The organism is Clostridium punense, assembly GCF_017874425.1.
GTDB classification, from domain to species: Bacteria; Bacillota; Clostridia; order Clostridiales; family Clostridiaceae; genus Clostridium_J; species Clostridium_J punense.
Genome location: NZ_JAGGLL010000007.1, coordinates 68,153 through 82,583, shown reverse-complemented (window position 1 = coordinate 82,583; position 14,431 = coordinate 68,153). Strand labels below are relative to the sequence as shown.

8 protein-coding genes and 1 riboswitch are annotated in these 14,431 nt (G+C 31.0%); of the genes, 1 reads left to right on the top strand and 7 read right to left on the bottom strand.

All coding sequences use genetic code 11. From position 1 onward, the window contains the following. Positions 1–327: 327 nt before the first annotated feature. The 5 genes from J2Z44_RS05895 to J2Z44_RS05875 form a co-directional block, all read right to left on the bottom strand. Positions 328–1,659, bottom strand: coding sequence for an MATE family efflux transporter (locus J2Z44_RS05895; RefSeq protein ID WP_209649409.1), 1,332 nt, complete (start codon positions 1,657–1,659; stop codon positions 328–330). A gap of 163 nt (positions 1,660–1,822) precedes the next feature. Then, a riboswitch (guanidine-I (ykkC/yxkD leader) is annotated at positions 1,823–1,922 on the bottom strand. Positions 1,923–2,519: 597 nt separating this feature from the next. Continuing rightward, positions 2,520–3,596 carry an anti-sigma-I factor RsgI family protein gene (locus J2Z44_RS05890; protein WP_021283953.1) on the bottom strand — a complete coding sequence of 359 codons (1,077 nt, stop codon included), beginning with the start codon at positions 3,594–3,596 and terminating at the stop codon, positions 2,520–2,522. After that, positions 3,593–4,297, bottom strand: a complete 705-nt coding sequence (sigI, locus tag J2Z44_RS05885; protein ID WP_021283952.1) for an RNA polymerase sigma-I factor — start codon at positions 4,295–4,297, stop codon at positions 3,593–3,595. Before sigI ends, J2Z44_RS05890 begins: the two co-directional genes overlap by 4 nt. A 255-nt stretch (positions 4,298–4,552) precedes the next feature. Then, positions 4,553–6,673 (bottom strand): sensor domain-containing protein, encoded by a 2,121-nt coding sequence (locus tag J2Z44_RS05880; RefSeq protein WP_161624477.1) that lies wholly within the window; start codon positions 6,671–6,673, stop codon positions 4,553–4,555. Positions 6,674–6,872: 199 nt separating this feature from the next. Further along, complete coding sequence (locus tag J2Z44_RS05875; protein ID WP_021283950.1) at positions 6,873–8,630, bottom strand: putative bifunctional diguanylate cyclase/phosphodiesterase; 1,758 nt, start codon at positions 8,628–8,630, stop codon at positions 6,873–6,875. 314 nt (positions 8,631–8,944) lie between these two features. Between J2Z44_RS05875 and J2Z44_RS05870 the strand changes: the two genes are divergently transcribed. Next, entirely contained in the window at positions 8,945–9,475 is a 531-nt protein-coding gene (locus J2Z44_RS05870) for a GGDEF domain-containing protein (RefSeq protein ID WP_021283949.1), read from the top strand. A 281-nt stretch (positions 9,476–9,756) separates the two neighbouring features. Here J2Z44_RS05870 and J2Z44_RS05865 read toward each other — a convergent pair whose 3' ends face one another. Beyond that, positions 9,757–11,628 (bottom strand): glycoside hydrolase family 13 protein, encoded by a 1,872-nt coding sequence (locus J2Z44_RS05865; RefSeq protein WP_021283948.1) that lies wholly within the window; start codon positions 11,626–11,628, stop codon positions 9,757–9,759. Positions 11,629–11,898: 270 nt separating this feature from the next. Further along, entirely contained in the window at positions 11,899–14,334 is a 2,436-nt protein-coding gene (locus J2Z44_RS05860) for a glycogen/starch/alpha-glucan phosphorylase (protein ID WP_021283947.1), read from the bottom strand. Between the last annotated feature and the right edge of the window lie 97 nt (positions 14,335–14,431).

Here is a 14,431-nt window from a genome sequence, read left to right as displayed (position 1 = left end):
ATTGCTTCTACATTATAAGATAATTTTTATCAGCTTATATTTAAGATAATAAAAAATATAATTACATATATTTATCCAGTATCTTTATTGCATTCTATATATGTTGAGTTTCTTTTACGGTTCTTAATAAAATATATGAAATACTTTTAAATTTATAACCCTTAACAACTTAAAATAGCATAACAATAAAAATCCATTTTATTATACTTCACTTATTAAATCATCTCATAGAGCAGCACCACTTTTTTCAATATCTAAACATAAAATATTTAATTTTCTACTTATAAATAAAGACCTCATCCTTAAAGAATGAAGTCTTAAGAAGTTCTAGTTTATTAGATGTTTTCTATTGATGAAAACATACGCGAGATTAATAATCAAAGTGATTACTTCGGCAAAGGTGGCAGTTAGCCATACTCCATTTATAGAAAATACTTTTGGTAAAAGGAATAAGCCAATTAGTATAAAGATAATCCCTCTACTTAAAGAAGAAAAAATTGATATTTTTGCCTTTTCAATAGATTGGAAGTAAGATACTAAAGAAATATTAACTCCCATAAATAAAAAGGCTATGAAGTACAATCTAATACCATTAACAGTTATTTTCATCAACTCTATATTATCTCTATTAAAAATCAAAACTATAGGTTTTGGTATAATAAGCCCAATAATATAAAAACTTATACCTAATACTATGGAAGTTATGATAGCATATTTAATAGATTTATTTATTCTATCCGTCTTTTTCCCTCCAAAGTTTATGCTAATAATTGGTTGAATAGCTTGTGCAACTCCAGTAAAAATTGCTGCGCATATTAAATTTATATTTGCAATAATACTATAGGCAGAAAGACCTATGTCACCTATTAAACTAAAAACCGCTTTATTAAAGGCAAAAATAACAATAGCTCCTGAAACTTCAAGAATAAAGCTAGCCATTCCATTCCTAATAATTCTTATACTTAGTGAAAAATCACTTTTAATTTTAACTAGCTTTATAGTATTCATTTTTTTAAAAAAGTGAACACTTAAAATTAATAAAGTAATAATTGGAGACATTACTGTGGCAACTATAGCCCCAGTCATTCCCATATTAAAACCAATTATAAAAAGCCAATCTAAAAATATGTTTGATATACAGCCTGAAAGCATAGCCCACATAGCTAGCTTAGGATTTTTATCGTTTCTAACCATAGCAACCATAGTTCCTGACAATATAAAGGCCCAAGTAAATTTGGCCATTATTTCTAAGTACTCTTTAACTAATGGAAATAATTTCTCAGTAGCCCCTAAAAAATAACATAACTCATCAATAAACATACCTTGAATTAAAGTAAGAACTACTCCTAAAATTACTGCAATAATTAAGGAAATGGTAAAAGCCTCATTAGCCTTATCATAATTTTTCTCACCATGATAAATTGAAAGTACTGTAGCCCCCCCTACTCCAAGCAGTAGCCCAATAGCATTATATACATTGTACATAGGAATTGCTATACTAAGAGCTGCTAAACCTTCACTCCCTACTCCTTGACCTACAAACATAGTATCAAAGAAAATATAAAGTGACAGTCCTACCATACCGCCTATACTTGGCAATAGGTAATGAAAAAATATTTTTCTTACATCCTCTTCTAATAAGTTTAATCTTTTGCTCATAACTTTACTCCTCTTTATTCTTAATATAAATTGAATAACCTCCTACATAGGCTAAAGCAAGTCTATATAATTTCTTAGTTGTTGAAAAATGAAAATACAACTCTGATACTTTAATAAACTATATATGACAACAAAATAAGCCTAGAAGATATCTAGTTTTGATATCTCCCAGGCTTTTATCCTTCCGTGTACACAAGTTCATGTGCGTCTTCTCTCGGACCAGGCCAGAAAACTCCTTCTGCGGAACCCTAGAAAACTTTTTATTTAATTAATTCCAATAAATTAATTGTTTCCAATATCTATTGCTTGCAATATCTATTGCTTGCAATATCTATTGCAAGTAACTGTTATTATGATTCCTAATTTTATCAGGGGTATTTTTATAAAGAACTTATACTTTACCAAAATTGCATCCCTTGTTAGTTATAGGTTTTCTGTTCGTAATATAATAATTGTTACAAAGAGATTATAACTTATAGTAAAAAAATATACAATGGCAACATAAAGATTATTCATAATTATTTTAAGAAGTTTTTAATTGCTGTCGTTGTCTATTTCATCTATAGTACTTGTTATATTTTCAATGTTATCAGCTCTATTGTCAAGAATATTTATAAGCCTCTATACTTTTGGCAAAATCTAATGCAAAACTTAACTGTTCCTTCATTGCAGAAGCAACTGGCTAGACTTTTCCCTGTTTCTTCAATGGCATCAACTTCTAGGCAAGGTACGTGTTTATTTTAGTTAACCCCGTTTCAATAGAGAAGAGCTAACTATTTTATTAAACAGCTAGCTCTTACCTTATTTTTATCCATTCAAAATCACTTGACTACTGTAACCTTACATAACTTAATTTAAGGTTACTTTCCCTTATCCTTTTTTGGCTGGTTACCCTTATTGTTTCCTTGACCTTTACTTGACTTGTCATCTTTATCTTTATTAGATTTATCATCATTTTTCTTCGGGCCAATTTCAGTATTCTTATTTTCCTTATTAGAATTATTATTTTCATTTGCATTATTACTATTATTTTCTTTAATTTTTTCTTGTGAGTTCTTATTTTCCTTATCTTTTTCAACTTGTTTATTTCCTGGCTTTACAGATTCGTCACTCTCACTTTTATCCAGTAATTGTGAGTTTTCCTCTTCTGCTAAATTATTATCTTTTCTACTGTCTTTAATCGCTTTCATAATATCTTTTACAGGAGCATCCACATAATCCTCATACTTTACTTCAGGTATTACTCCCTGAAGCTTCTGAATTAGATTAAGTTTTCCAGTAGAAATTCCTAGACTTTCAGCTTCCTTGTGTCTTTCTAAGGTAACTGAAGCTGTTGTTATTGGAGTTTTATCTAGATTGCCCTTGTAAAGCTTCTCTTTCACTACTTCACCTAGCTCTATTTCCATCTTCCTAGCCTTTTCCTCATCTTTAGCAGAAACAGTAATCATCAGTTCATTATTTAATTCTTCCTTAAAAAAACCCTGTTGTTCTACTTCTTTGATTACCAATTCCATAGCCTCTTGAGAGGTTTTATTCTTTAGGGATAATTCATTTAAAATCTTAGTTCCATCCTCATTAAAACTTTCCACTTTCGTAACTCTATTAAATCTATTTATGCCTAATTCTACACTTGGATTTACATCTATACTTACATAATCATAAGGTGCTATATATGCGTAGGTAACTGTAGATATACCAAAAACCAAAGCTACTGTTGCAAAAGCAGTGGCCATTCTTTTATTAATAGCTAAATTAAACCCTGCAAAACTTCCCCTATTGGTATTGGAGAATAGTTGAAACCCTCTTAAAAAATCAATTCCTGCTTCATATTCATCTCCAATTGAGTAACCATCTTTACCTCTTACTCTTGCAAATCTTCCCTCTTTTGTTATTACAATAAAATGCTTTTTTCCCTTTTCAACTATTATCCCTTTCATATCTGTTCCTCCAAATTTACATACTCCTTTAAATACTCATAGTCACCTAAGATTATTAGTAGTACTGATATTATATATTTTCGTGATCTTTCAATTTTTTTCCGAGGTACCAAAGTATTTTTTTCTATTTCTGCAATAGGGATAGTTTTTTTATTTAACACATAATTTAAAGCTTTTTCATCATTTAATATAAAATCAATTATGGTATTATAAATCTTTCTTGTAGCAGTTCTTTTTGGAGAAGCCTTAACTAAATCCTTAAAAGTTATATCCCACTTTTTAAGCTCTTCTGTTAATTGCTGAATTTCTATTTTCCTATACTCATTACTATTTTCCTTGTGATATTCATCGATGGCTTGTTTTTCAGACAAATCTATTTCTTCTTCTTCCTCTGATATCTTATTAATATAAATCATATTTTTATACTTTGATTCTTTTCTGTAATAATCAATTAATCTAGCCTTGATTACCATCTTTGAAAAAGATAAAAAGCTTCCTTTATTAATTTCATAATTTACAATAGCCTCATTAAAAGCAAGTAAAGCAATACTCCACTCTTCGTCATTTTTGCAATCTACATACCTATTTAAGGTTTTTTCTGCTGTAGAAATAATAAAGGGCTTGAATTCTTCCATAAATTTATTCAGTTCTTCTGAATTTCCTCTAACTTCTAAAACTCTTTTATTTATATCTTTATTCATAAAATTCACGTCCTAACAGTTATCTACAGTACAATTTAATGCTATATCTATATCTATTCGAAATTATATTACACTTATTTAGGGTATCTATGCAATTTTTTAGCAAAAAATTAGTAACCGTGTCAAAAGAGGTTTTATAAAAATCACTTTAAAACTCTCATAACTTTATAAAGCTTAATAACATAATATGCATTTAAAAATAAAAGGACTGCCCATTATCCATGGTTATAACCATAGTGAGACAGTCCTGCTCTATTATCTTTTACTTAAAACAAATTTTTCCAATTCCGCTGGAAGAAGAGGCTTACTATAGTAGTACCCTTGTGCCTCATCACATCCATTTTCTCTCAAATACTGAATTTGTTCTTTTGTTTCAGTGCCTTCAGCAATCACCTTAAAACCTAAGTTTTTAGCCATATGAATTATGGTTTTTGTAATTACTGATCCTTCAAAATCACTACCTAAATCCATAATAAAGGAACGATCTATCTTAAGTTTATTTATGGGAATTTTTCTTAAATAACTTAGTGAAGAATATCCCGTACCAAAATCATCTACAGCAATTTTTAATCCCATTTGCTTCAAACTATTAAAAATATCGATAGATTTTTTTATATCCTCCATCATGGTACTCTCCGTTAATTCTATTTCAAGACTATCTGGTTTAATATCTACTTCTTCTAGTATTTCCTTAATAACTTTACAGATATGGTCATGCTTTAACTGAACAGAACTTAAATTCACAGCAACTTTTTTTATTGGCAGCTTCATGGTTTCCCATTTTTTTGCTTGTTCTGCTGCAGTTTTAATTACCCACTGACCAATAGGCAAAATACTTCCTGTTTCTTCTGCTATAGCAATAAATTCATCTGGAGGTACCATGCCTAAAGTTGGATGCTTCCACCTTATTAAGGCTTCTACTCCTATTATTTGCTCCTTTTGTAGCTCTATTTGTGGCTGGTACACTAAAAACAATTCATGGTTTTTGATAGCAGTTTTTAAGTCATTTTCAAGCTGAGATCTTCTTGTAAGCTTTCGGTTCATTTCTATAGTATACACCTGCATACAATCTCCGCCTAATCGTTTAGCTTCAGCAATGGCCTTTTCTGCATGACTGATTAAGTCCTCGCTTCCTTTACTTTCTCTTCGATAAAAACTAACTCCTATACTAGCTGTTATACTAATGTGTACATTATCAAAAATAAAAGGTTCACTAAGAGCTTGTTTAATTTTTTGGGTTACATTACATACACTATTCATTCCTAAAACTTGATCTAAAAGTATACCAAAGTGATCTTCTCCAAGATAAGCAACTGTAGCTATATCTTTTAGCGTATTTCTAATTCTATAAGCTACTGCTCTCAAAAGTTTATTACCCATAGCAAAGCTGTAGTTATCATTTACATTTTTAAACCTATCTAAATCAACCATTACGGTTGCTAACTTGCCATGAGGATTTTCATGTTTCTTTATAGCTTTACTTAGAGTACCTTCAAAATGTTGGCGATTAGGAAGATTGGTTATACTACTATAGGTAGCTAGATACTGTATCCTTTTCTCTACCTTTTTCTTCTCAGTAATTTCATTTAAAATTGCAACATAATTTGTTGTTTCGCCATCTGAATCTGTAATTCTATTCAAATTAAGTTCTGCAACATATTCTTCCTTATTTTTTTTCCTACCTCTAATTTCACCTTGCCAAAAGCCTTCTTTTTCAATTTTAGCCCACATATCTGCATAGAAGCTATGATCCTCTGGACCAGTTTTTAGGAATCCTCCTGGTTGTTTTTCAAGTTCTTCCAGAGTGAACCCAGTTATTTTTACCATGGCTTCATTGATGTACAAAATTTCTGAAGGGTTAGCGGTGGTAAAAATAATTCCATCGTTAGCAGATGAAAGTGCATAGGCTACTAAATTTAATTTATTATGGGTTTCTTTAAATTCAGTTATATCATTTATTGTAGTGACTTTATACTTTTTCCCATCTTCTTGTTTTAATAATGCTGCTGAAGAATAAACATTTAAAACTCTACCATCCTTAGTTATAACCGACCATTCTCTACCCATTTCAAAACCTTCATTAAAAAATTTATCATGAGCCTTCCTAGCATCCTCACAGTTTTCTTCTGATATAATTTTGGTAAAATGGTTACCCACTAGTTCCTCTCTTGTATACCCATAAATCTTACAATAGGCATCATTAACTATTGTAAAACTTCCACTCTCATCTGTAACGCATATACCTACATTAGTGACTTGGAAGATTGCATTTAACAACTGCTCTTTATCCTTCAATTCCTTTTTTAGTTCCACACTACATTCACATGACTTTTCTAAGCTTTCCTTATTTTCTTGTTCCATATCAAATTCCTTCATAATTTCACCTACAAACACTTTTATTAAATTTATAAGGTTACTTCGCATGTTTATTAATCAAATTCTAAACCCTCATAATATACCATATATTAATATTTGTATTTTATTTTTTCCTCACTATGCCAACAAAAGTTATAATATAAAAATAATATCGTAACAAAAACTTGGAAGTTTATGTTCTTCCAAGCTTTTTATAAATTTATTTATGAAATAGTTCACTAAGGTTATCTACGTTAACTGGTTTACTAAAGTAATATCCTTGTATTCTATCACAGCCTAATACTTTTAGCATTTCATACTGTTCTTTTGTCTCCACACCTTCAGCTACAACTGTTACACCTAAATTATGACCAAGCTGAATTATAGCTTCTGTGATACTAGCATCTGCTTTATTGCTTATGATATCACTTATAAAGCACTTATCGATTTTTAAGGTATTGTAAGGTAAATGCTTAAGATAATTAAGTGATGAGTACTCAATTCCAAAGTCATCGATTATTATGCTAATGCCCTTATCCCTTAGCATCCTAAGTTTTCTAATACTCTCTTCGGGATTAATCATAATTGAACTCTCTGTAACCTCTAATTCTAAATCCATTGGATTAAAGTTTGTTTCTTCTAATATTTCTTTTATAGTATCTACAATCCCCCTCTGCTGCAACTGTGCCGCTGAAAGATTTACTGCTAGCTTAATTTTTTTTCCTAAATTTTTTATAGACTTTTTAAACTCAGCACACGCATTTTTTAGCACCCATTCTCCAATCGGTACTATTAGTCCTGTTTCTTCTGCTAAAGGAATAAAAGCTCCTGGCATTACTATACCTTTATCTGGATGATTCCACCTTATAAATACTTCAAAGGAAGTTATACTATTATCAACCATATTTACAATGGGCTGAAAATTCAAAAAAAACTCTTCTTCACTTATTGCCCTTCGAATATTATTTTCTAATTCTAACCGTTTAGATAATTTATGATGCATATTTCTATTGTAAATACAACATCTATTTTTTCCTTGTTCCTTAGCTACATACATTGCTGAATCTGCATTTCTAGTAAGGATTTCTACATCTTCTCCAGCCTCAGGATACCTTGCAATCCCTATACTAGTGGTTATATAAATTTCTCTTCCTTCTATATTAATTGGGGCTTTAAAATTTTTAATAATACTTTCTGACAAAGTTACATCCTCTTGTGAGTCGAAGGTTATTATTGTGAATTCATCGCCCCCTAGTCTATAAATCTGCCTGTGTTCATCTTCATACTTCCCAAGTAAATCTGCTACTTTCTTTAGAAGTTCATCTCCTGTGTTATGACCAAAAGCGTCATTAATATATTTGAATCTATCTAAATCAAAAAATATAACTGATAAAACTTTATTATTCTTACGGCATAGTTCTAATGCCTTTTCTAAATCTTCTCCAAAGGCAGTCCGATTTTTTAAACCAGTAAGCTTGTCAGTGATAGCTTGTCTTAAAAATTCTTTTGCTAGAGTTTTTTCATTTTCAAGTCTTTGCTTAACAGTGCTAAAAAGGTATGAAAAAAAGTAAAGCCAATAAATAGAAAGCATTATACTACTTACTCCTATTAAATTTATTACCTTTTCCATAGCAGGAAAATTAGACACTTGAAAGTAACTAAAAATCAGTGCCATCCAAGAGGCTACTGAAACAAGCCAGTTAATTAATACTATTCTTAGTCTTACTTTACCATTACTCTCCTCTATAAAATGATAACTAAAAACTGAACACATATTAATAAAGTTTATTGATACACATCTTAATATGATTAATTCATCCTCTGGCTTTTCTCCCCAGCCTAAACCAAACACTTGCCCATCTCTAGCTAATTCAAGAAAGTAAGCTGTAGCGAACACCAAAGCCATGCTTATTAATAAAGTTGAAAAAAGCCTTAGGAATAAACTCTGTTTTTTCCATAACGAGACGAAATACTTCATTTCAATCACCCTTTAATTTTAGGCAAAATATAGAAGCTTATATTCTACTAATTTAATATAATATTACTTCTTTATACATAATTAAAAAACTTTAATTTATATACGTTATAATCTTCTTAAGAAGAACTCTTAAATATCTTCTCTTATTATTATATTACTTGTCCTACAACTCTGTTACACTAAACTCTATTTCCCTAATTATCACTGAAGTTTTAATTCATTATATTTGACAAAGTTCTTCTCACATACAAGTTTATTTGTACATATACTAAAATATAGCCTCCATTGCTTATATGAAGAGAGGTGTTTTATTGATGGCTATTATGAATAATTCTCCAAACTCTAAACCTGATATCAAAATAGAAAAAGATAATACCACAGGTATTTATAATAAAAACTATATTGAAGCCTTATTAAATAATAGATTTCCACATATGTGGCTATGTACCTTAATGCTAATCGATATCGATGACTTTAAATTTATAAATGAGAATCATGGAAAGTCTGAGGGTGATAAAGTTTTAAGGGAAGTCTCATTAATATTAACTGACATGGTAGGAGAGCTTGGAACTGTAGCAAGATATGAGGAAGATATGTTTATAATTAAACTTCCTCTGATAAGTAAAAGGGCCGGATTTCTTTTTGCTGAAAAACTATTAAATATGATAGAGAGAGCTCCTATTTATTTAAAAGGTGAAAAGCAGTATATTACAGTATCTATTGGAATTTGTACTTTTTTGAAAGATGAAAATAGGTTTTTAACCCTAAACCAGTGGATTAAAGCTACAGAAAATGCATTGTTAAAAGCAAAAGCTCACGGTAAAAATATGATAGTTCAGCTTTAGATACCCTTCCATCTATAGATTTTCTTAGTGACAGTTTAATTTATCAAAATTTAAAATCCTTAAGAAAACCCAGGTAGTCTTCATGAAAAAGTTATTTCTCCACTGTGATTATCTGAAAGCCTTGCAAGACTTTACATGATGCATATTTTATAAAGGAGTAAGTATACTTGCATAGCAATGCATAAAGTATTAGATAACACAAAAGCCATGAATAAGCAGAGAAGCATTTTCTCAGTTTCCATGGCTTTAAATTCTCTATTAGTGACAATTCCTTCATTCCATTAATTTTTATGACTACGCTTTAAATGAAAAGCTGTTCCTATTAAAACTTTACCTTGCAAAGGACCAATACTTATTTTAAGAATTCCACTTTCACTGTGGATTTTTTCTTTTTTATTTTCTTTACATAGCAAATTTTCAAATTCTCCATTAAAACTCACCAGGTTAATTTCTAATTCACATGACGCATTGAAACTTCTATTTAAGATAACTATAGCCCTCTCATCTTCATAAATTCTTTCATAGCACAATATAAAACTTGGTGCCATGTGAAGCTTAAGTTCACCCTTTTTAAATACAGCATAACTGCTTCTTATAGAAGTTATTAACCTATACCAATGCATCATATCCTTATTTTCTCTATTCCAAGGATAAGCCTTTCTGTTAAAGGGATCTTTTCCTCCAGTTAACCCAGCTTCATCTCCATAATAAATTGAAGGTACTCCAGGAAAGGTCATCTGTAAAAGAGTAGCTAGTTTAAGTAACGCTATAACGTAGGTTTCATCTTCTGTATAATCCTTAAATATAGTTAAAAGCCTTTCTGTATCATGGGTTCCTAGCAAATTCATATTTCCGTAAAATACTTCTTTAGGATAATTTTCAAGTAGACTCATTACTTTTTTACTAAATTCTTCTGCTTCAATATAGCCCCTTAAAAAATCTAAGGTTAAATTCCTAAAAGGATAGTTCATTACTGAATCTAACTCTCTCCCAAGAAGATATTCTCTTCTTTCTCCATAGCTAATTTTATTCGAAGCATCTTCCCAAACCTCCCCAATGAGCACTGAGTCTTCTTTTACTTCCTTTATTTTTTTCTTAAAAGCTTTGATAAAATCATCAGGAAGCTCATCAGCTACATCTAATCTCCATCCAGAAGCTCCTAGTTTTAACCACTTATTAACTACAGAATTTTTACTATTAATAATAAAATCCATGTAGCTTTGTTCTAATTCATTTACATTTGGTAGTGATTTAACTCCCCACCAGCACTCATAATCCTCAGGATAAGTTTTGAATCTATACCAACTATAATAGAGAGATTCACTACTTTCATAAGCTCCTACACTAGGGTAACTTCCGTATTTGTTAAAATACACACTATCATCACCAGTATGGCTAAACACACCGTCTAGAATTATTCTTATGCCCTTTTCCATTGCTTTAAGGCAAAGCTCCTGAAACTTATCTTCATCTCCAAACATAGGGTCTATTTTCAAATAATCTCCAGTATCATACTTATGCACACTAGAAGCTTCAAAAATAGGATTTAAGTATATCGCAGTTACCCCCAGGCTTTTTAAATAACTGAGTTTTTCTATAACTCCTTGAAGATTTCCTCCGTAAAATGCCCATCTTATTATGTTTCCTGAACTATCCTTAATATACATAGGGTCATCATACCAGTTTCCATATATAAAGGAGTTGTTTTTAGGATTTAAAGGAGAATCAAAGCCATTATTAAAACTATCCACAAAGATTTGATAAATAATACCTTCCTTGTACCAGCTAGGTATTTTAAAGTCCTCATACACAGTTATTTGATAAGGTTTTGGATTGCTATAATAAAACTCCCCAATTCCCCCTAGCCCTTGTTGGTTATTTCCATAGAAGCTATAAGTTTCTCCTTGCTTTAAAGAAAAATAATACCAAAGGATTTGTGGTTTTTCAAATTTAACTTCAATAGAAAAGTATTCTCCACACTTTTCCATTGAAATTTTTTCTTTTTTCTCGTCCCCATAGTATAGCTCTAAATTTATTTCATCATAGATTGACCCATATATCCTAAAAAAAACCTTGGAGCCGCAGACTACGGCTCCAAAGGGATTTCTATAGGATAAGTCATGGGAATTAAAAAAGACTTTTAAATTATCCATAACTTATCACCATCCTCAATTTTGTAACTGTTATAACTCCTAAAATCTTTTACAAGGCTAAAATCCTGTAACAATATAGATCTTGTATCAATATAGGGTATTATATTGTCATAAGGCCTTTTATTATAGATATAAATTTTAATGAAATTCAAACCTATAGGTTCCTATAAAATACACCCTTATATTCATTTATATGGTTTTTAAACTATAGGTTTTTATAAAAACATTCGAAACGCCCAAAGGAATTGATGGCTATGAAAAGTTTATGGCCTATAGGTTTTTATATAAATACCCAGAACCCCAAATTCCCGTGGCATATTCTTCTATGGTTCTATCTGAAGAGAAAATCCCTGAATGAGCGATGTTAATTGCAGACATCCTTTGCCAAGTTCTAAAGTCTTCATACAAACTATTTATTCTACTTTGTGCTTCCAAATAGGAACTAAAATCCTTTAAAACAAAGAATTCATCATTATAGGTGATAAGAGCATCATAAATAGGTCTAAAATCATTGTGATCCTTAGAGTAAGTTCCATTAATAAGACTATCCATGACCTTTTGAAGTCTTATATCCTTTCTCATCACTTCTGTGGAGTTATACCCTCCATTTTTGTAGTAATTTAATACCTGCTGTTCTGTGAGTCCAAAAATCACAATATTATCGTCCCCTACTTCATCCCTTATTTCAATATTTGCACCATCTAAAGTAGCAATGGTTACAGCTCCATTCATCATAAACTTCATATTACCTGTGCCCGAAGCTTCTTTTGTGGTGGTTGAAATTTGCTCACTTACATCAGCTGCTGGAATTATTTTTTCTGCAAGGGATACCCTGTAATTTTCTAAGAAAACTAATTTTATCTTATCTCTTATTCTCTTATCTTCATTGATTTTTTTACCCACAGCATTTATAAGTTTTATTATATTTTTAGCTAAATGATATGCTGGAGCTGCTTTTCCTGCAAAAATAAATGTTCTTGGTGTTATATCTAAATTTGGATTTTCTAATAATCTATTATAAAGGTCTATGACATGAAGGATATTGAGTGTCTGTCTTTTGTATGCGTGAATTCGCTTAACCTGGACGTCAAAAATAGAATTAGTATCAACTATTAATCCACAGCTTTTTTTAATGTAATTAGCTAAATTTATCTTATTTTCCTTTTTTATTTGGTATAGTCTTTCATGAATTCCTTTGTCCTCAGCAAAGGCTTCAAACCTTTCCATATCAGTAGGATGATAAATAAAACTTTCTCCAATGGTTTCACAAAGCAGCTTTGTAAGATGAGGATTTGCTTGTAATAGCCACCTTCGATGAGTTATACCATTAGTCTTATTATTAAACTTATGAGGCGAGTTATAATAAAAATTAGCCATAACCTGTTTTTTTAGTATCTCAGTGTGGAGCTTAGCTACTCCATTAACGCTGTGGCTTCCTACAATTGCTAGGTTTGCCATTCTAATGAACCCATCTGCTATGATAGCCATTTCTGAAATCTTCTGCCACTGCCCAATATACTTATTCCAAAGGTACCTACAAAATCTTTCATTAATTTCCTCCACAATCATATAAATCCTTGGAAGAAGAGTTTTGAAAATATCCACTGGCCACTTCTCGAGAGCTTCAGATAAAATAGTATGATTTGTATAGGAAATGGTGTTTTCTGTAATTCTCCAAGCATCCTCCCAGCTTAAACCCTCTTCATCCATAAGTATTCTCATAAGTTCAGGGATAGCAAGAGCTGGATGAGTATCGTTAATATGAATAGAAACCTTATCATCAAAATCCGTAATAGAATTTCCATTCTTTTTAAAGTTTTTAATAATACTTTGTATCCCCGCAGAAACAAAAAAGTATTGCTGCTTAAGTCTTAGTATTCTTCCCTCTACTATAGAATCATCTGGATATAATACTTGGGAAATTGCTTCAATGGAATTTTTATATTCAATTGCCTTTAAAAAATCTCCCCTACTGAAGGTGGAAAAATCAAAATCATTTCCTACAGGTTCGGCACTCCAAAGCCTTAGAGTATTTACAGTGCCATTTTTATAGCCTAATACTGGAGTATCGTAAGGAACTGCTAGCACTGGTTCATAGTTCACATGGGTAAAAAGTAGTCTCTCCTTAAGGCTTTCCATCTTTACACTGCCGCCAAATTTCACAACCACAGCTTTATCCGATCTTTTAATTTCCCACACGTTGTTTTCCTTAAGCCAATTATCTGGGAATTCCACCTGACTACCCTCTAATATTTTTTGCTGAAAAAAGCCATATTTATATCTTATACCACAGCCATGACCCGGAATATTTAAGGAAGCCATGGAGTCTAAAAAACAGGCTGCTAACCTTCCAAGTCCACCATTCCCAAGACCTTGGTCATTTTCTAATTCTTCCAACCCTTCTAAGTCTATATTTAATTCTTCTAAGGCTTCTCTACATAAATCTCTAATACCTAAATTTAAAAGACTAGAACTTAAAAGCCTCCCTAAAAGAAATTCCATGGAGAAGTAATACACCTGCTTAACTTTTGAACTATGATATTTCTTATCTGTTGAAAGCCATTCCTTAGCAATATAATCTCTAACTAAGCTTCCAAGAGCTTCATATCTTTGGTAATCTGTTCCTTCCTTTAGTTCCTTACCATAAAGCTCTAAAAACTTTTGTTCATAATCCTGCTTAAAAGTTTCTTTGCATATACAAAGCACCCTTTGATCTCCTCCTGTTTAATTGCTTACATGACACAATACATACCTGTTTTACTATTTAAAAGTACATACTATAAATTCTTCCTTATAAAACTAC